Annotated in this window: 16 protein-coding genes; 8 read left to right on the top strand and 8 right to left on the bottom strand. The window is 64.4% G+C overall.

Annotated elements, in window-relative coordinates; genetic code table 11:
* Positions 1-194 (bottom strand): hypothetical protein (locus HV753_RS31160; protein WP_217481499.1); only part of this gene is annotated, 194 nt, incomplete at its 3' end.
* Between the two features lie 7 nt (positions 195-201).
* The gene (locus tag HV753_RS27790) at positions 202-1,863 is read right to left on the bottom strand and encodes a Na/Pi cotransporter family protein (RefSeq protein WP_175177787.1); all 1,662 of its coding nucleotides are present in this window, start codon (positions 1,861-1,863) and stop codon (positions 202-204) included.
* Between the two features lie 174 nt (positions 1,864-2,037).
* On the opposite strand from HV753_RS27790, the gene HV753_RS27785 reads away from it, so the two are divergent.
* Complete coding sequence (locus HV753_RS27785; RefSeq protein WP_175177786.1) at positions 2,038-3,429, top strand: L-serine ammonia-lyase; 1,392 nt, start codon at positions 2,038-2,040, stop codon at positions 3,427-3,429.
* A 93-nt stretch (positions 3,430-3,522) separates the two neighbouring features.
* On the opposite strand, the gene htpX is transcribed toward HV753_RS27785, so the two are convergent.
* Positions 3,523-4,404, bottom strand: a complete 882-nt coding sequence (gene htpX / locus HV753_RS27780; RefSeq protein ID WP_175177785.1) for a protease HtpX — start codon at positions 4,402-4,404, stop codon at positions 3,523-3,525.
* A 154-nt stretch (positions 4,405-4,558) separates the two neighbouring features.
* Here htpX and HV753_RS27775 point away from each other — a divergent pair, with 154 nt between their 5' ends.
* Positions 4,559-5,413 (top strand): DMT family transporter, encoded by an 855-nt coding sequence (locus tag HV753_RS27775; protein ID WP_175177784.1) that lies wholly within the window; start codon positions 4,559-4,561, stop codon positions 5,411-5,413.
* A gap of 31 nt (positions 5,414-5,444) precedes the next feature.
* The gene (locus HV753_RS27770; protein ID WP_175177783.1) at positions 5,445-6,296 is read left to right on the top strand and encodes a sulfurtransferase; all 852 of its coding nucleotides are present in this window, start codon (positions 5,445-5,447) and stop codon (positions 6,294-6,296) included.
* Positions 6,297-6,374: 78 nt separating this feature from the next.
* On the opposite strand, the gene HV753_RS27765 is transcribed toward HV753_RS27770, so the two are convergent.
* Both HV753_RS27765 and HV753_RS27760 read right to left on the bottom strand, forming a co-directional pair.
* Positions 6,375-6,944, bottom strand: a complete 570-nt coding sequence (locus HV753_RS27765; RefSeq protein WP_175177782.1) for a phosphonate degradation HD-domain oxygenase — start codon at positions 6,942-6,944, stop codon at positions 6,375-6,377.
* A 53-nt stretch (positions 6,945-6,997) separates the two neighbouring features.
* Positions 6,998-7,861, bottom strand: a complete 864-nt coding sequence (locus tag HV753_RS27760; protein WP_175177796.1) for a LysR family transcriptional regulator — start codon at positions 7,859-7,861, stop codon at positions 6,998-7,000.
* A 147-nt stretch (positions 7,862-8,008) separates the two neighbouring features.
* On the opposite strand from HV753_RS27760, the gene HV753_RS27755 reads away from it, so the two are divergent.
* The 5 genes from HV753_RS27755 (at position 8,009) to HV753_RS27735 (ending at position 14,096) form a co-directional block, all read left to right on the top strand.
* Positions 8,009-9,082, top strand: coding sequence for a putative 2-aminoethylphosphonate ABC transporter ATP-binding protein (locus tag HV753_RS27755; RefSeq protein ID WP_175177781.1), 1,074 nt, complete (start codon positions 8,009-8,011; stop codon positions 9,080-9,082).
* Positions 9,060-10,868: a putative 2-aminoethylphosphonate ABC transporter permease subunit gene (locus tag HV753_RS27750; RefSeq protein ID WP_425485942.1), complete on the top strand. Its 1,809-nt coding sequence runs from the start codon at positions 9,060-9,062 to the stop codon at positions 10,866-10,868. Before HV753_RS27755 ends, HV753_RS27750 begins: the two co-directional genes overlap by 23 nt.
* Positions 10,869-10,883: 15 nt before the next feature.
* A complete protein-coding gene (gene phnX, locus HV753_RS27745) occupies positions 10,884-11,714 on the top strand; it encodes a phosphonoacetaldehyde hydrolase (protein WP_175177780.1) in 831 nt (276 codons plus the stop codon).
* A gap of 124 nt (positions 11,715-11,838) precedes the next feature.
* Complete coding sequence (locus HV753_RS27740; protein ID WP_175177779.1) at positions 11,839-12,861, top strand: putative 2-aminoethylphosphonate ABC transporter substrate-binding protein; 1,023 nt, start codon at positions 11,839-11,841, stop codon at positions 12,859-12,861.
* Positions 12,862-12,965: 104 nt separating this feature from the next.
* Positions 12,966-14,096 (top strand): TIGR03364 family FAD-dependent oxidoreductase, encoded by a 1,131-nt coding sequence (locus HV753_RS27735; RefSeq protein WP_175177778.1) that lies wholly within the window; start codon positions 12,966-12,968, stop codon positions 14,094-14,096.
* Between the two features lie 113 nt (positions 14,097-14,209).
* Here the strand turns inward: HV753_RS27735 and HV753_RS27730 are convergent, their stop codons facing one another.
* The 3 genes from HV753_RS27730 to HV753_RS27720 form a co-directional block, all read right to left on the bottom strand.
* Complete coding sequence (locus HV753_RS27730) at positions 14,210-15,355, bottom strand: aromatic ring-hydroxylating oxygenase subunit alpha (protein ID WP_175177777.1); 1,146 nt, start codon at positions 15,353-15,355, stop codon at positions 14,210-14,212.
* A gap of 326 nt (positions 15,356-15,681) precedes the next feature.
* A complete protein-coding gene (locus HV753_RS27725) occupies positions 15,682-16,692 on the bottom strand; it encodes an acyltransferase (RefSeq protein ID WP_175177776.1) in 1,011 nt (336 codons plus the stop codon).
* Between the two features lie 214 nt (positions 16,693-16,906).
* Complete coding sequence (locus tag HV753_RS27720; protein ID WP_175177775.1) at positions 16,907-17,875, bottom strand: Bug family tripartite tricarboxylate transporter substrate binding protein; 969 nt, start codon at positions 17,873-17,875, stop codon at positions 16,907-16,909.
* Positions 17,876-18,039: the final 164 nt, after the last annotated feature.

Here is an 18,039-nt window from a genome sequence, read left to right as displayed (position 1 = left end):
TAGTTCAACGCGCGCAACCCATCAAGCAGCGGTGGAATTTCCGTTGGCCTAGAGAGAATATTGCAGCGGTTGCCGAACAAGAAAGCACATTGCAGCGCTTGCAGAGCAAGAAAGAACCTTGCAGCAGTTGCTGAACAAGAAAGAATTGCAGCGGCTGCCGAACAAGAAAGAACATTGCAGCGCTTGCCGTACAAGAAAGAATCAATTCCCGGCTTCCCGCAGGCGGCTGGGGAGGAGTTCGCCGTGGCGGGCCAGCAGCGGATAGGCTGCCGCGCCTACCAGGTGCGAGTTGATGCCCTTCATGTCTCGCAGGATGTCCAGGTAGAGCGCGCCGACTTCGGCGGCGTCGACCTCGCCTGCCTTGATCTTTTGCAGATGCGTGTCGGACGCCTGAGTCTCGATCGTGCGGAAGCGGGCCTTTTCCCCGGCCAGGGCGCGGGCTTGGCGCAGGTCGTCGTTGACGAAGAGCGCGGCGGCCTGGCGTTCGTTGGCGATCAACTGGCCCAGGGTGTCGTCCAGGCTGGCGCGCTGTTCGGGCGAGAAGGCCCAGCCCTGCTTGCGCAGCTTGGCAACATGGCTGAGCAGGCCGTGGTGGGCGATGTCGCCGGCATGGCCGATATTGCTGGTGAAGGCCAGGATGTCGTCCATGCGCTGGATATCGTCGCGCGTCATGTTTTCCTGGTCCAGCGTGGCCAGATAGGTCGTGATGGCGTTTTCCAGCTTGTCCAGCGCGATATCCAGTTGGCGCGCTTGCACCATGCGGTGGCGGTTGTCGCGCTTGAAGCCGGCGCGCGCGTACAGCAGCAGCGTCTGCACCATGTCGGCCATGCGCAAGGCTTCGCGCGCGGCATTGCCCAGCGCCACGGCCGGGACGTCATGCGCCCATTCATCCAGATATTGGGGACGGGAAGGATCGTTCGGATCGGCGCGTTTGGGCAGCCAGCGGGTGAGCAGGGCGGCGTAGGGCGTCAGCAACGGCAGGAACACAAGCGCGATCACCGCGTTGAACAGCGTGTGGAAATTGGCCACGGCACGCGCGGGATCACTGGCCAAGTCGCTCATCAGGGGTTGCAGCACCGGCAGCAGCAGCAAGCCGGCCAGCACGCCCAGCACCCGGGTCAGCAGGTTGCCCAGCGGCAGGCGGCGGGCAGCGGGATCGTCGCCGGTCACGCCTTCGATCATCGGATTGATGGCGGTGCCCAGGTTGGCGCCCAGCACCAAGGCAAAGGCCACGTGGGGCGCCACCATGTGGTGGCTGGCCAGCGACATCACCAGCACGACCACGGCCACGCTGGAGTGCGCCGCCCAGGTGAAGGCGGCCGACAGCAGCACCGCAGCCACCGGCTGGGTGGCCAGGGCGTCAAGAATCATGCCCAGCATGGGGGCGGTCTGGAACGGCTCGAACAGTTCGACCAACTGGTGCAGCGACAGCAGCAGCAGCCCCAGGCCGATGAATACCCGGCCCAAGTCGCGCGTGCGGCCTGGCGGATACCGGCGGAACATCCAGACACCGGCCAGGATGAGGATGGGGGCGAGCGAGGTCAGGTCGAAGGACAGCAACTGGACAATCAGCGTCGTGCCGACGTTGGCCCCCAGCATGGCGGCCAGGGCCGGCACCAGGCCGACGACGCCGCCCGCCGCAAAACCGGTGATCATCAGGCCGGTTGCCGTGCTGCTTTGCAGGGCGGCGGTAATGCCCAGGCCGGCGGCGAAGGCGCGCAGGCGGGTGCCCAACGCCTTGCCCAGCGCCGCGCCCAGCGCCGCGCCGAAGGCGCGTTGGACGCCGGTTTGGACCATGTGCACGCCCCAAAGGAGCAATGCAACATAGCCGGCGAAGTCAAGCAGGGTAATAAGTCCAGACATCCAGGGGTGTTCCCGTTCTTTTTATGACAAGAAATAATTCTGTAATGATCGCACGCTTGACCTGTCGGGGAAACCCGTAGCCAAGATACAGCATACGCCCGCAGGGCTTTGCTGCGCGCGGCGGTGGCTCCGCGTATCATTGCCTGACTATTCTTTGATGTACTGGAGTTTTGCGTGGCCGTTTCCGTATTCGATCTGTTCAAGATAGGCATTGGCCCGTCTAGCTCCCATACGGTGGGCCCGATGCGGGCCGCCCTGTTGTTCGCGCAAGGCCTGGAACGCGATGGGCTGATGCCCCGCGTGGCCTACGTCCGCGCCGAACTCTACGGATCGCTGGGCGCCACCGGCAAGGGCCACGGCACCGACAAGGGCGTGCTGCTGGGCCTGATGGGCGAAGCGCCTGATTCGGTTGATCCGGCAGCCATCGTGGGCATGGTCGCCTCGGTGCGCGCCAGCCGGCAATTGCCGTTGCTGGGCCGCTACCCGGTTCCCTTCGTCGAAAAAGATCACATGGTGTTCTACCGCCGCGAGGCGATGGCCGAACATCCCAATGGCATGAAGTTCCACGCCTTCGACGCCAACGGGGAGTCGTTGCGAGAGTCGCGCTACCTGTCGGTGGGTGGCGGCTTCGTGGTGACGGCGGGCGCGTCCAATAGCCAGGTCATCGCCGCGCACAATCAGTTGCCGTACCCGTTCCGCTCCGGCCGCGAATTGCTGGCGATGTGCCGCGAAAGCGGGCTGACGGTAGCCCAGCTGATGATGCAGAACGAGCTGACCTGGCGCGAAGCCTCGGAAACCCATAGCGGGCTGGACCGCATCTGGCAGGTCATGCAGGACTGTGTGTCGCGCGGTTGCGGCATCAACTACCCGGAAGCCGATGGCGAACTGCCCGGCCCGCTGCGGGTGCGCCGGCGCGCGCCCGAGCTGTACCGCAACCTGACGCAGCGCGCCGAGCGCACGCTGTCCGACCCGCTGTCCGTGATGGACTGGGTCAATCTGTACGCCATGGCGGTCAACGAAGAGAACGCCGCGGGCGGCCGCGTCGTGACGGCGCCGACCAACGGCGCGGCGGGCATCATCCCGGCCGTGCTGCACTATTACGACCGATTCGTGCCCGGTTCCAACCGTGAAGGCATTCGCGACTTTCTGATGACCGCCGCCGCGGTGGGCCTGCTGTACAAGTACAACGCCTCGTTGTCCGGCGCCGAAGTCGGCTGTCAGGGCGAAGTGGGGGTGGCGTGTTCGATGGCGGCGGGCGGCCTGGCTGCGGCCTTGGGCGGCACGGTCGAGCAGGTTGAGAACGCGGCCGAGATCGGCATGGAGCACAACCTGGGTCTGACGTGCGATCCGGTTGGCGGGCTGGTGCAGATTCCCTGTATCGAGCGCAATGCCATGGCCTCCATCAAGGCCGTGAACGCGGCCCGGATGGCGCTGCGCGGCGACGGGCAGCACTATGTGTCGCTGGATTCGGTGATCAAGACCATGCGCGAGACCGGCGCCGACATGAAGACGAAGTACAAGGAAACCGCGCGCGGTGGCCTGGCGGTGAACATCGTCGAATGCTGATGCCCGGCGGGGCTGCCCCTGGCGGGCGCCCATAAAAAAGTCCCTCCAAGGAGGGACTTTTTGTTGCCTGCGCGGGGCGCGGCCAGGGTTGTCTTAGATCACGCGCGCGTTTTGCAGCGCAGCGATGCGGGACGGGATTGGCGGGTGCGAGGCAAACATGGCTGCCAGGCCACCGCGACCGGTGATGCCCGAGGCTTCAAAGGACTTGGGCAGGTCGCCCGGTTCCAGGCCACCCAGACGGGCCAGTGCACGGATCATGGGTTCGCGAGCGCCCATCAGGTGGGCCGAACCGGCATCGGCGCGGTACTCGCGCTGACGCGAGAACCAGGCCACGATGATCGAGGCCAGCACGCCGAAAATGATCTCACAGACCAGCACGGTGATGTAGTAGCCCGGGCCGATGCCGCGTTCGTTCTTGAACACGACGCGATCGATGAAGTAGCCGACCACGCGGGCCAGGAACACGACGAACGTGTTCACCACGCCTTGGATCAGGGTCAGCGTGACCATGTCGCCGTTGGCGATGTGAGCCACTTCGTGCGCCAGCACGGCGGCAACTTCCTCTTCGCTCATGCTTTCCAGCAGGCCCGTCGACACGGCAACCAGCGAGTCGTTCTTGAACGCGCCGGTGGCGAAAGCGTTGGGAGCGCCTTCATAGATGGCGACTTCCGGACGGCCAATGCCGGCGCGGTCAGCCAGTTGGTGCACGGTGTCGAGCAGCCAGGCTTCGCGCTGACTGCGGGGGGCGTTCGGATCCAGCACCTGCGCGCCGGTGCTCCATTTGGCCATGGGCTTGCTGATCAGGAGCGAGATGATCGCGCCCGTGAAGCCGACGACGACCGAGAAGATCAGCAAGGCGTTGAGGTTCAGGCCGTTGGCGGTGATGTAGCGGTCTACACCCAGGATGCGCAGCGTGGCCGACAGCACGAGCATGACGGCCAGGTTGGTGATGACGAACAAGACAATGCGTTTCATGTTTTTTGTGTTCCTCTGCGAGCGGGAAATACCCCGGGTTCGACATGGCGGCGGCCCGCCAGTTCCCCGACTGGCCGGCACCGCTCCCGGTGACGGAGAGTATAGTATCGCTTTCCCCTATTCCTCCCCACTTTTCCCTTAGCGCAGACCCCCAATGCAGGCTCTCTGGATGTTGCTGGCGTCCGCCATGTTCGCCATCATGGGGTCGTTCGTGAAGCTCGGTACCGAGCACGGCGCCTCCCTCCCGCAGATCGTGCTGTTTCGCGGCCTGCCCTCCGTGATCTTGCTGTTGTTGTGGGCGCGTGCCGGCCGGCAATCGATCATTCCCACCAGCTGGAAGCTGCACCTGTGGCGCAATCTGTCGGGTGTCACGTCGATGTGGCTGGGCTTTTTCGCCATTTCCCATCTGCCGCTGGCGACAGCCACCAGCCTGAACTACACCGCGCCGCTTTTCATCGCCTGTTGGATGCTGGGCTGGGGGGGCGCGCAACGCGACCCAGTGCGCATCCTGGCGGTGGCGCTGGGTTTCCTGGGCGTGATCGCCGTGCTGCGGCCCAGCATCAATGACGACCAATGGCTGGCCGCCGTGATGGGGATGGGCGCCGGCGCCATGTCCGCGATTGCGATGATGCAAATTCGCCAACTGGGCCGGATCGGTGAACCCGAATGGCGCACCGTGCTGTTCTTTTCCGTCGCGGTCTGCGTGTCCAGCGTGGTTGGGCTATGGTTTGAAGGGTGGGGCCACGCCGACTGGCAAGGCTACGCCTCGTTGTTTGGCGTGGGGGTGGCCGGGATGTTCGGCCAGCTTGCCATGACCCGGGCTTTCGGCATGGGGTCGGCGTTGCTGACCGCCGCGCTGCAATACAGCACCATTATTTTCGCGGCCCTGCTCGGCATGGGTTTCTGGGGCGACCATCTGGATGGTCTGGCCTGGGCCGGCATGGGCTTGATCATTTCCGCGGGCCTGCTGTCGGTGTGGCGCACGATGCGCGATCCCAAGCCGGGCTGACCCGCCCCCCTTTTGACCAGGAGCACACCGAATGACGATGACACTGATTTCCGCAGCCGATCTGGCGACACACCTTGGTTCGCCCGACGTGCGGGTGTTCGATGTGCGCCATGACCTGACCAATCATGCGGCAGGCCGCGAGGCCTATGACGCCGGTCATATTCCCGGCGCCCGTCATCTGGACCACGAGACCGAGCTGGCCGCGCCGCGCACCGGCAAGAACGGCCGCCACCCCTTGCCGTCGCGCGCCGAGCTTGGCGCGCTGATGGCTGCGTACGGCGTGACGCCGCAGACGCTGGTTGTGGCCTATGACGCCAGCGGCGGCATGTACGGCGCGCACCTGTGGTGGATGCTGCGCTGGTTGGGCCACGATCGCGTGGCCGTGCTGGATGGCGGTTGGCAGGCCTGGGTGGCCGCCGGCTTGCCGACGACCACCGAAGCCGCGATACCCGTGCAGGTGGGCAAGCCCGTGGAGCCCGGCGCATCGCTGGCGGCATCCGTGGATGCCAAGGCGGTGCTGGACAATATCGCCCAGCCGTCCTTCACCGTGATCGATGCCCGCGCTGCCAACCGTTATCGCGGTGAGGTCGAGCCCATGGACCCCGTGGCAGGGCACATTCCGGGCGCGCTGAACCGCCCCAATGGCGAAAACCTGCAAGCCGATGGCCGCTTCAAGAGCGCCGAGCAATTGCGCGCCGAATTCTCCAGCTTGCTGGATGGCCGCGACCCCGCGTCCATCGTGCATCAATGCGGTTCCGGCATCACCGCCTGCCACAACCTGCTATCCATGGAGATTGCCGGGCTGTCGGGTTCGCGCTTGTACCCGGGCTCGTGGAGCGAGTGGTGCAGCGACCCGGCTCGTCCGGTGGCCAAGGGCGCCTGACACGGCGGATTCACGGAAGAAAGCCAGGGCGCGTGCCCTGGCTTTCTTGCTTTGGCCCGCAGTTGTCGTGCCAGGCGGCTACCAGATCGCGGCCAGTTTCACCCGTCCGGAGACGCTTTCCGCGATCTCCAGGAAATGGTCCAGGGGCGGCGTCGCCAACCCGGGCACCTTGGCCATGTCATCCCAGCGCCTCAGACGAATCGCATCCGGCGCACCCGGCATGCTGGCGAAATCCACCGCCTGGCCCGCATCGAAACTGCCCCCCTGCAATGCCAGGCTGCGCTTCGAGTCCTCCGAAAGCGACGCTTCATATTGCGGCTCCACATAGCAGAGGTAGCGCTTGGCTTCCACGTGGAGCCTGATGGGATCCAGCACGGCCGAACTGAACAGGCCGCGCAGGAAGGGCAGTACGAAGTACTGGTGCTTGTCATCCACGCCGCGCAGCGTGGGCGTGCCGGGCCGGTCGGCGATCAGGTGGCCAAGGTCATGCAGCAGGCTCGCCGTGATGAGCTGCGCGTTGGCGCCGTTTCGCTCGGCCAGCGCCGCCGTTTGCAGTGCGTGCCGCAAATGGCTGACGGATTCACCGTGATAGGAGCGGTGTCCGCGTTCCAGGAAAATCTGCTCGATATCTTGCAAGGTCAAGGCCATGGTTGTCTCCTGAGTGGCCGCAAGGGGGGAGGGCGGGCAGTGACCATTTGCGGTCAGCCGGCTGCCGGCGCCATCTCCAGAAAGCGCGCGATCAATTGCACCGGTTGGCGCTCGCGCAGGCAGTACAGGTATTCGTTCATCACGATGTCGGCGCCCTGGATGTCCAGAGCCGCCAAATCGGGATGCGACGGGATTTCACGCGACGGGATCAGGCTGATCCCCAGTTCGCACAGAATGGCTTGCCGGATCGATTCGCGGCTGCCGATCTCCAGCGTCCGGCGCACGGTGACGCCGGCCGCCTGCAAGGCGTCCTCGGTCAATTGGCGCGTCATGGAGCCGGGTTCGCGCAAGAGCACCGCGTGGTCCGCCAAGTCCGCCAGGCGGATCTGGCTGCGGCGTGCCAATGGGTGATCACGGTGCGTCACGACACGGATCGGATCAGCCGCGATCATGCGACGGTAGAGATGCTTGTCATCCATTAGAAAAGAGGACGTGGCAATCTCGATGCGGTAGTCGTGCAGGGCTTGCAGCATCGTCTGCGAATTGCCGATCGTGAGGGTCAGGTCGATGCCGGGATAGCGCTGGTTGTAACGGCGCACCGTGTCCATGATGTAGAAGGGGCCAGTGGCGCCGATGCGCAGGTTGCCTTCGCGCAGGTCACTGGCGTCGCGCAGCCGGAAATCGATCTCGGTTTCCTGCTGGACCAGTTTTTCCACCATGGGCATCAGGCTGTGTCCCGCGTCCGATAGCCGCATGCCGCGGCCCTGCCGGTGGAACAGTTCGACGCCATAACGCGACTCCAGCTGACGCAGTTGCCCCGTCACCGTGGGTTGGCTGACGCCCAGTTGGGCGGCGGCCTTGGTGACGGTGCCGCAGCGAGCCACGGCGTAGAAGGATTTGAGTTCGGCGACAAGCACGATGGTGGGGGCGGGAAAGGGACGCAATGCGCAAGACCGCCAGTACACCAAAATAATTTGATGTTTTTATTACTGCATTTGCGCGAAGTGTCATAAACGCTCAATACGCGCCTTCCATACTGCCTTCGTTCCCAACCCGGAGGCACCATGCCCCAGCCCGATAACGCCTTCCTCTCAGTCCGAAATCTGGTCAAGCGATTCGGCAGCCATACGGCGCTGGCCGACGTTTCCCTGGATATCCGTGCCGGAGAGCTGGTGTGCTTGCTGGGCCCGTCGGGTTGCGGCAAGACGACGCTTCTGCGGGCCATCGCCGGCCTGGAACGTCAGGACAGCGGCACGATCGTTCTGTCGGGTCGCGACATTACGCATGCCGAACCGCAAGAGCGCGACTACGGCATCCTGTTCCAGTCCTATGCCTTGTTTCCCAATCTGACCGTGGCTCAGAACGTGGCTTACGGTCTGAGTGGCAAGCGCGCCCACCGCAAGCACGTCGCCAGCCGGGTCGAGGAAATGCTGACGTTGGTGGGCTTGGCCGGTGCCGCCGAAAAATATCCGGGACAGATCTCCGGCGGCCAGCAGCAGCGCGTGGCCCTGGCCCGCGCGCTGGCGCCGTCCCCGTCCTTGCTACTGCTGGATGAACCCATGTCTGCCCTGGATGCCCGGGTGCGTGAGCATCTGCGCATTGAACTGCGCGCCTTGCAGAAGCGGCTGTCCATCACAACGTTGATGGTGACGCATGATCAGGAAGAGGCCATGGTGATGGCTGACCGCATCGCCGTCATGAATGGCGGTGTCATTGAACAATACGGCACGCCGCGCGAACTGTACCGCCAGCCGGGTTCGGCTTTCATTGCCGATTTCGTGGGCGAGGCGAACTGGCTGCCGTTTGAACGCATCGACGCCCATCACGCCCGTGTCGGCCGGCAGGAACTGGCCGTGGACGAGTCGTTGGATGACAAGTCGGGCAAGCTGTTCGTGCGTCCCGAAGCGGTTCGCGTCAGCATGGCGCGTCCGGAAGAACCCAATTCCATGTTGGCCGATGTGCTGGACGGCGTGTTCCTGGGCCGCGGCTACCGCCTGGCCCTGCGCCTGGAAGGCGTGCCGGGTTCCACGGTGCATTCCATCGTGTCCCCTGAAATCGGAGACGCCCTGTTGGGCCCTCACGCTGCCGGCCGTTGCTGGGTGGAGCTGCCGCGCCATGCGATTCGCGCCTACGCTTGATCCCGTCATGACCGGATCTTCCGCCGCTGAGCCGGCCGCCGCTCCCGTTGCGCCTGTCACGTCTGCCGCCGCCACTTCCGGAGCCGCTCTGGGCCGTCGCCCCTTGCCCCGCTGGATCGGTTCGCTGGGCTTGACCGTGGGGCAGGGCGCCTTGGTGCTGTTCCTGGTGTTGTTCCTGGCGATGCCCCTGGCCGCGATCCTGCTCAAGTCCGTCACCGACAGTGACGGCGCCTGGGCCGGCCTGTCGGTCGTGACCGGCATCATCGGCGCGGACGGCTTTCTGGCCATGGTCGGCCGTAGCCTGACCGTCGGCGTCGTGACGATGCTGCTGGTGGTGCCTTGCGCCTACGGATTCGCCTACGGCCTGACTCGCACTCGCCTGCCGGGCAAGGGCTTGTTGCGCACCGTCGCCTTGTTGCCGCTGCTGGCCCCGTCGCTGCTGCCCGGCATTGCGCTGGTCTACCTGCTGGGCAACCAGGGTTTGCTCAAGGGCTTGACGGGCGGCGCCACCATTTATGGTTTCTGGGGCATCGTGGTCGGCGAGGCCTTCTACACCTTTCCGCACGCCTTGATGATCCTGTTGACCGGCCTGACGCTGGCGGACGGACGCCTGTACGACGCCGCGCGGGCGATGGGCGCGGGGCCATGGCGCACGTTCCTGACTGTGACGCTGCCTGGCACGCGCTATGCCGTGTTCTCGGCGTGTTGCGTGGTGTTCACGCTGACGGTGACCGATTTTGGCGTGCCCAAGGTGGTGGGCGGCGACTACAACGTGCTGGCCATGGAGGCCTACAAGGCAGTGGTCGGTCAGCAGAATTTCCCCAAAGGCGCGGCCATCGGCATCTTGCTGCTGCTGCCCGCGTTGCTGACCTTCGTGCTGGACCGCCGGTTGCGCGCCCGCCAAGGCGCCCAGATGAGCGGCCGGGCCCAACCTTATGCCGCGGGCGAACACGTCCGCCGTGATGCCGCGTTCCTGGCGCTGGCCGGTGTGATTGCGGGCTTCCTGCTGTTGATCATCGGCGTGGCTGTGTGGGCGTCGTTTGTGAAGATGTGGCCGTACAACCTGTCCATGTCGTTGCGTTCCTATGATTTCGACAACATGGATGGCGGCGGCTGGCTGGCCTGGCGCAATAGCTTGCAGCTGGCTTTTTGCACGGCGCTGATCGGCACGGCCGTGGTCTTCGTGGGCGCCTGGATGATGGAGAAAGTGCCGGCGCGCGGCTCGGTGGCGCGTGGTTTGCGCGGCATCGTCAGCATGCTGGCGCTGATGCCGATGGCCGTTCCCGGACTGGTGCTGGGCCTGGGCTACATCTTCTTCTTCAATAGCCTGATGAACCCGCTGAACATGCTGTACGGCACGATGCCGTTGCTGATCCTGTGCACGGTTGTTCACTTCTACACCAGCGCCCACCTGACGGCGGCCACGGCGCTCAATGCGCTGGACCCGGAGTTCGAGGCCGCCTCGGCGTCGTTGAAGGTGCCGCGCATGACGACCTTCCTGCGCGTGACGTTGCCGATGTGCCTGCCCGCCGCCCTGGATGTTGCCCGCTACCTGTTTGTGTCCGCGATGACGACCGTGTCGGCCGTGGTGTTCCTGTACAGCCCGTCCACGGTGCTGGCCGCCGTCGCCGTGCTGAACATGGACGACGCCGGTTTTATCGGGCCGGCCGCTGCCATGTGCACCGTGATCATGGCCAGTTCGGCCGTTGCGGCCCTGGTCCTGCACCTGGCCAGCCGCGCGCTGGTGGCGCGCAGCCAGGCATGGCGCCGCCCCGTGGCCCCCTGAACGCTTATTTCTAGGATGACCCTCATGACTGTTTCTCCCTTGCCCGTCCAGCTGGAAGCCGTGATCTTCGATTGGGCCGGCACGCTGGTCGACTTCGGTTCCTTTGCGCCCACCAAGGTGTTCGTGGATGCGTTCTCGCAGTTCAGCATGGATGTGTCGTTGAAGGAGGCCCGCGGCCCGATGGGCGTGGGCAAGTGGGACCACATCCGCGCCCTGTGCGACCAGCCCGCCATCGCCAGTCAGTACCAGGCCCAGTTCGGCCGCCTGCCTACCGATGACGACGTGACCGCCATCTATGAACGCTTCCTGCCGATGCAGCTGGAAAAGGTCGCGCAGTATTCGGCGGCCATCCCCGGCGCGGCGGAACTGTTGCGCGCCTTGCGCCGGCACGGCTTGAAGATCGGCTCGTGCTCGGGCTATCCCGCCAGCGTCATGCGCCGCGTCGTCGAGCGCGCCGCGTCCGAAGGCCTGGAACCCGATTGCATCGTGGCCAGCGACGATGTGCCGCGCGCCCGTCCCGCGCCGGCGATGGCGTTGAAGAACGTGGTTGAGCTGGGGCTGTCGGACGTTGCCGGCTGCATCAAGGTCGATGACACCTCCCCGGGAATCGAGGAAGGCCGCCGAGCCGGCATGTGGACGGTGGGCTTGCTGCTGTCGGGCAACGCCGCTGGCCTGACGCTGGACGAATACCTGAGTCTGAACGAGGCCGGGCGCGACATGGCGCGTGCCGAGGCCACCCAGGAATTGTCTTCCGCCGCACCGCATTACCTGATCGACACGGTGGCCGACTTGCCGGCCGTCATCACCGATATCGAAGCCCGTCTGGCACGAGGCGAACGCCCCTGAGCTAGATCCATTCCCTCCGGCGCTGCCGGCTGTTTTTCCGTTTTCACGCCGATCGCCGCGGCTGGCAATGGCCAGCCGTGGGGGCGACTTTCACTCTTTTTTCCGCTCATCCACGGAGTTCCTCATGAATCGCTACAAGCTGCTTGCACTGGCCGCCGCCCTGACGGGCGTGATGGGCGCCGCCTCCGCCGAGACCACGCTGACGGTCTACACCGCGCTCGAAGCCGATCAGATCAAGGTCTACCAGGCCGCATTCGAGAAGGCCAACCCCGACATCAAGATCCAGTGGGTCCGTGACTCCACCGGCATCATCGCCGCCAAGCTGCTGGCTGAAAAGAGCAACCCCAAGGCTGACGTGATCTGGGGCCTGGCCGGTACGGCACTGGGCCTGATGGACAAGGAAGGCATGCTGCAACCTTACGCCCCCAAGGGCCTGGACCAGATCGCCGCCAACATGCGCGATGCCAAGGCCGAGCCGTCGTGGGTGGGCATGGACGGCTACGCCGCCGCCATCTGCTTCAACACCATCGAAGCCGAAAAGCAGAAGCTGCCCAAGCCCACGTCGTGGCAAGACCTGACCAAGCCGGTCTACGCTGGCAAGATCGTCATGCCGAATCCGGCCTCGTCGGGCACGGGTTTCCTGGACGTCAGCGCCTGGTTGCAGATCTTTGGCGAAGAGAAGGGCTGGGCCTACATGGACGCCCTGCACAAGAATATCGGTTCGTACACGCACTCGGGTTCCAAGCCTTGCAACATGGCCGCTGCCGGCGAGTTCCCGATTGGCGTGTCGTTCGACTACCGCGCTGCCAAGCTCAAGGCCGACGGCGCACCGGTCGAAGCCGTGTTCCCGTCGGAAGGCCTGGGCTGGGAAGTCGAAGCCACCGCCATCATGAAGGGCACGAAGAACCTGGACGCTGCCCGCAAGCTGGCCGACTTCTCGGCCAGCCGCGAAGCCAACGAGCTGTACAAGGCCAACTTCGCGGTCTTGGCGATTCCGTCCATCGCCACGGTCAACCCCAACCTGCCGGCTGATCTGACCACGCGCATGATCAAGAACGACTTCGTGTGGGCCGCCACGAACCGTGAACGCATCATCGCCGAGTGGACCCGCCGCTACGACGGCAAGTCCGAGCCGAAGAAGAAGTAAATACCCGCCAACGCGGCGGCGCGGCTTGTGCCCGTGCCGCCGCAGATCGGGAAGCGCCGCGCGGCGGCGGCTTCCCCCGCTTGTCCTCTAGCCATATTCCTGAGATGAAAACTTACGACGTAATCGTGGTGGGCGCGGGCATGCTCGGCATCGCGCATGCCTGGGCAGCCGCCAAGCGTGGCTTATCGGTCGCCGTGATCGAACGCAGCCGCCAGGCGCACGGCGCCACGATCCGCAACTTCGGCCAGGTCATCGTGACCGGCCAGGCGCCCGGCATGATGTTGTCGCACGCGCAGCAAGCCCGCGAACTATGGCTGGATCTGGCGTCCAAGGCGGAATTCCACGTACGCGCCAACGGCGCCCTGGTGTTGGCGCGCAATGCCGACGAGGCCAGCGTGTTGCAGGAATTCGCGGACACGCGCCTGAAGCAGGAGGGCTATCGCGCCGATCTCCTGTCCGCCCGCGACGTGGGCGGTTTGTACGGCGGGCAGTTGGCGCACCACTGCCTGGGGCTGCGTGGCCACGATGACTTGCAGATCTATTCCCGCGAGGCCTTGCCCGCGATCACGCGCTACCTGGCCGACTCGCTGGGCGTGACCTTCATCACCGGCACGCTGGCGCGCGCCGTGGAGAATGGCCTGGTTGGCACGACCGCTGGCGATTTCCAGGGCAAGCACGTGTTCGTATGTCCGGGCCACGACTACCTGACCCTGCTGCCTGAACGCTTTGCGCCGCTGAATCTGGAAGTCACCCGCTTGCAGATGCTGCGGGCGGCATTCGAGACGAACCCGATCGCGCTGGATCGCCCCGTGCTGACGGGCTTGTCCTGCGTGCACTACGGTGCGTTCTCGGACCTGCCGTCGGCCCAGGTCCTGCGCGAGGTGATCCAGGCGCGTACGCCGATGTTGCTGGAAAACGGCATCCACCTGCTGATCAGCCCCACGCCTCACGGCGAGCTGATCATCGGTGATTCGCACCGCTATGGGCAGGATGCGTTCCCCTTCAATGATGAAGCCGTCGACAACGCCATGCTGGATCTGGCATCGCAGGCGTTGGGGGCGCGCTTGCGCGTGGTGGAGCGCTGGCAGGGCGTGTATGGCACGCACGGCCCCGCACCGTTCTCGGTAATGCCGGTGGATGCGGCCACGACCGTGGCGGTGATGCACTCGGGCGTTGGCATGACGGTGGGGTTGGCCATCGGCGAACGCACGGTGGCGGGCGTGGTGGGCCAATGACGTCGTGAATGAAGCGGTCTATGGCGCATGCCATGCCGCGCCTGACGGGAAGGGGAAAGCAAAAGGGCTTCGCCGGTGGCGAAGCCCTTTTTTCTGGCGGCGGCAAGCCCTGCCTACAGGTCTTGCATGATGCGGCGATACCACTCGTGGAAATGCTGCATGCCGTCTTCCATCGGCGATTGGTAGGGGCCGGCTTCGTTCACGCCGCGCAGCATCAAGGCCCGACGTCCCGCATCCATGCGTTCGGCGATTTCATCGTCTTCGATGGCCGTTTCCATGTAGGCAGCACGTTGTGCTTCGACGAATTCGCGTTCAAACGCCGAGATTTCTTCGGGGTAGTAGAACTCGACGACGTTGATCGTTTCCTGCGGGCTCTTCGGGTACAGCGTGGACAGCACCAGCACGTGCGGGTAGAGCTCGATCATGTGGGTCGGGAAATACGTGACCCACACGGCGCCGAAATCGGGCGCGTCGCCGTCGCGGAACGACAGCAAGCGGTCGTGCCATTGCTTGTACACGTCCGAACCCGGTTGCGCCAACGCATTGTGCACACCGACCTTCTGCAAGCTGTACCAGTCGTTGAATTCCCAGGTCAGGTCGTCGCACGTGACGAAACGGCCCAAGCCCGGGTGGAACGGGCCGACGTGGTAGTCCTCAAGATAGACCTCGATGAAGGTCTTCCAGTTGTAGTTGCACTGATGCACTTCGACATGGTCGAGCACGTAGTCGCCGAAGTTGAATTCGGGGCGTGAGAACAGTGGGGCCATGTCGGAGGCCGGATCGCGCGGGCCTTCAAATAGCAGGCCGTGGCAATCGCGCAGGCGGAACTTTTGCAGGTTCATGCAGGGCGTGGTCTCGAACTGAGGCGCGCCCAACAACTCGCCCTGGTTGTTGTACGTCCAGCGATGCAGCGGGCAAACGATGTTGCCGCCGGTGGCTTTCAGATTGCCTTGCGAATTGCAGGTGCCGGCCACATTGCCGGCCTCGCCGCCCAACATCAACGCCTGGCGATGACGGCAGACATTTGAGATGAGTTCAACGCCTTGCTGGTTGCGAACCAGCACGCGCCCTGCGTTTTCCTGCGCCAACGTACGCCAATCCCCGATCTCGGGCACCAACTTCTGGTGGCCGACATACTGCGAGGATTGCTTGAAAATGAGTTCTTGCTCGCGGGCAAAGAGGGCTTCGTCAAAGTATGCGCTGACGGGTAGCTGGGTGCGAGCTGGCACGACATGTGCCATCCGACCGATGTCGGTCATGATTCCCTCCGCTCGGATAAAAAAGCCAGGACGTTTTGAGCTCTGCCAAGCGCTTTTGTTCAAGCCCAGCGTTTTTTCGGACTGCTTTTACAAACCGCTTGTGCAGGTTTGTGCAAGTCTGTGCAAACGCTTGAGCTCAAAAGTCGAGCTTGGCTAAATCCGTGCTGGCGCGAAGAAAAATCGGTATCTGGCCGATCAAATTAGCCGTGAATTGTACCCCAAGGGATTCCCCCACGCCCGTGAAGATCCGTGAAGCTTGGTGAAGTTGTGGAGGGGGCAGTTTGGCCGACCAGGAAACCCGATTAACCCTTTGTGCCGTAGGCTTTTCAGACGAGCCGGCGAGTGGCCGGGTGACGTCTGAGCAACCAACTGCTGGCCGCCGACAATCCAAACACGGCCAGGGTCAGCAACGGCACGGTCCAGGCATCGCGATACCCGCCCGTGAAGGCGCCGGCGCGGCGGGCCACGTCCAGGAACACGGGATGGATCAGGTAGACGCCGAAGGTCAGCGGTGCCAGCGACGCCAGCCGTGGCAAGCCCGGCGAGGACACGATCCATTGAAAAGCGGCCAAGGACATGAACGGTACCGTCAGGCTGAAATAATCGTAGAAATAAGTGTCCAGGGCGTGGCCGTTGGACATAAGGCTCACGCCCAGCGCCGTGGCCGCCACGCTGGCCGCCAGCATCAGGCCGGGCCGGGGAATGCGCATGCCGCCATCAAAAATGAGGCGGCCCGCCACGAAGTAGCCCAGGTAAGGCAGGAACCAGGTCAGGAAGAAACCGTGTGGAGCACCCAGCGCGCGGCGGTACAGCGCGTCCAGAACCGCCACCCCCAGAATGCCCACGACCCACAACGAGCGTCCGCGAGGCGTGCTCCGCGCATACAGGGTGCGGGCCAGCGGGGCGAACAGGTACAGCCCCACGATCATGTACAGATACCAGAGGTGGTAATACGGTTCGCCCTGGGCGACTTTGCGGGGCCAGAACGAAAAATCGATGCGTCCGTCGTCCCACCAGTCCAGCCCGGTGCGCCATGCCAGATAGAACAGGGTCCAGAACACCAAGGGGGCGCAGATGCGCGTCATGCGCCGGCTGTAGAACTTGCGCGCGTCCTGCGGCTTGTCCGGGTCCAGCAGCAAGGCGCCGCTGACCATCACGAAGACGGGCACGCACCAACGCGCCGCCGAGTCATACAGGTTGGCGGCCAGCCACGCTCCGCCGCCATAGGCGGCCGGGTCGCTGACGATCAACGCGGCGCTATGCAGCAAGACGACCGCCACGGCTGCCAACCAGCGGGCGGCGTCCAGGCGGGCGTATCGGTCTTCGGTATCAGGCATCCGGGCTCCCGCTGGGTGTTTGCTTATTCACCATAGCAGTGGGACGTGCCCGGTTTCTGTATCCAGCGGTTAGGCAGGGCGTAAAAAACCGACAGGACCCTGGCGGATGCTGTCGGGGGAATGAGGGGCGGGCCGAGTGGCCAGCCGCTCTTTCGCGGGTCGGCTGGAGCGCGAACGATTTGTCACGAAACCGTTGGCGCGGAACCGTGCGGGCCTATTGCAAGACGATGTTGGCCTGCTTGATCAGTTGCGCCACGATGGGCTGTTCCGTCTTCACCTGCTTGTCCAGTTCGGCCGCCGTGCCCGAACGCGGGTCGATACCCATGTCCAGCATGCGCTTCTTGACGGCTTCGTCTTGCAGCGTTTCGGACAACGCGGCTTGCAGTTTCGCCAGCACCGGGGCCGGGGTGCCCTTGGGGGCAACAAAGCTGAACCAGGCGGTCATGTCGAAGGCGGGGTAGCCCTCTTCGGCCAGCGTCTGTAGCTTGGGCAGCGTTGGCAGCCGCGACGGGCTGGTGATGGCAAAAACCTTGACCTTGCCTGCGTCCGCCTGCGGCATGCCGGTGGCGACCATGTCGAAGAACAGATCCACGTCGCCGCTGATCAGCGCGGGTAGCGCCTGGGTGGCGCCCTTGAAGGGCACGTGCAGGATATCGATGCCGGCGCGTTCTTTGAACAGTTCGCCCGCCAGGTGCGACGAGGTGCCGGGACCGAAGGTGGCGAACGTCAGCTTGCCTGGATGCTGCTTGGCGTAGGCCACCACGTCCTGAGTGCTGTTGAACGGTTGCTTGGGGCTGGACAGCAGTACCAGCGGGCCGACGCCGACCATGCCGATGGGCGAAAAGCCATCGGGGTCGTAGGGCAGTTCCTTATACAGATAGCGGTTGGTCACCAATGTGGAATTGGTGGCCATCAGGATGGTGTAGCCGTCCGGCTGTTCCCGCGACACGAAAGCCGCCCCGATGGACGTGCCCGCGCCCGCCTTGTTCTCCACGATCATGGGCTGGCCCAGCGTCTTGGCCATGCGTTCGGCCAGGATGCGGGTCAGGACGTCCGTGGCGCCGCCCGCCGGGAAGGGCGAGACGACCTTGATCGGCCGGGCCGGATACGTGTCGGCTTGCGCGCCCATGGCGGCCGCGCTGAGCAATAGGCCTGCCAGCAGTTTGATGCTCGTGCGAATCATGTTTTCCCCTTGAAATCGCGTGCATGAGTGAATCGCCGGGCCTGGCTTGGCCGGGTCGCGCCGCCGGGGCGTCGCGGAGGCTTGCCAGGTCTCCTTGGATGATTTAAATTCCGATATATGGAATTTAGTTTTGGTCTTCGGAATAAACTATAAAAACGAAGCGA

This window comes from Achromobacter pestifer (assembly GCF_902859625.1).
Lineage (GTDB): Bacteria > Pseudomonadota > Gammaproteobacteria > Burkholderiales > Burkholderiaceae_B > Achromobacter > Achromobacter pestifer.
Note: the sequence above shows the minus strand (reverse complement) of the source record. Positions and strands in the feature narration are given on the sequence as shown.

What these genes read in the sequence shown, in the direction of transcription:
- HV753_RS27790 (WP_175177787.1), bottom strand. Translation starts at nt 1,863, where the DNA reads ATGTCTGGACTTATTACCCTGCTTGACTTCGCCGGCTATGTTGCATTG.
- htpX (WP_175177785.1), bottom strand. Translation starts at nt 4,404, where the DNA reads ATGAAACGCATTGTCTTGTTCGTCATCACCAACCTGGCCGTCATGCTC.
- HV753_RS27775 (WP_175177784.1), top strand. Translation starts at nt 4,559, where the DNA reads ATGCAGGCTCTCTGGATGTTGCTGGCGTCCGCCATGTTCGCCATCATG.
- HV753_RS27770 (WP_175177783.1), top strand. Translation starts at nt 5,445, where the DNA reads ATGACGATGACACTGATTTCCGCAGCCGATCTGGCGACACACCTTGGT.
- HV753_RS27765 (WP_175177782.1), bottom strand. Translation starts at nt 6,944, where the DNA reads ATGGCCTTGACCTTGCAAGATATCGAGCAGATTTTCCTGGAACGCGGA.
- HV753_RS27755 (WP_175177781.1), top strand. Translation starts at nt 8,009, where the DNA reads ATGCCCCAGCCCGATAACGCCTTCCTCTCAGTCCGAAATCTGGTCAAG.
- HV753_RS27750 (WP_425485942.1), top strand. Translation starts at nt 9,060, where the DNA reads ATGCGATTCGCGCCTACGCTTGATCCCGTCATGACCGGATCTTCCGCC.
- phnX (WP_175177780.1), top strand. Translation starts at nt 10,884, where the DNA reads ATGACCCTCATGACTGTTTCTCCCTTGCCCGTCCAGCTGGAAGCCGTG.
- HV753_RS27740 (WP_175177779.1), top strand. Translation starts at nt 11,839, where the DNA reads ATGAATCGCTACAAGCTGCTTGCACTGGCCGCCGCCCTGACGGGCGTG.
- HV753_RS27735 (WP_175177778.1), top strand. Translation starts at nt 12,966, where the DNA reads ATGAAAACTTACGACGTAATCGTGGTGGGCGCGGGCATGCTCGGCATC.
- HV753_RS27730 (WP_175177777.1), bottom strand. Translation starts at nt 15,355, where the DNA reads ATGACCGACATCGGTCGGATGGCACATGTCGTGCCAGCTCGCACCCAG.
- HV753_RS27725 (WP_175177776.1), bottom strand. Translation starts at nt 16,692, where the DNA reads ATGCCTGATACCGAAGACCGATACGCCCGCCTGGACGCCGCCCGCTGG.
- HV753_RS27720 (WP_175177775.1), bottom strand. Translation starts at nt 17,875, where the DNA reads ATGATTCGCACGAGCATCAAACTGCTGGCAGGCCTATTGCTCAGCGCG.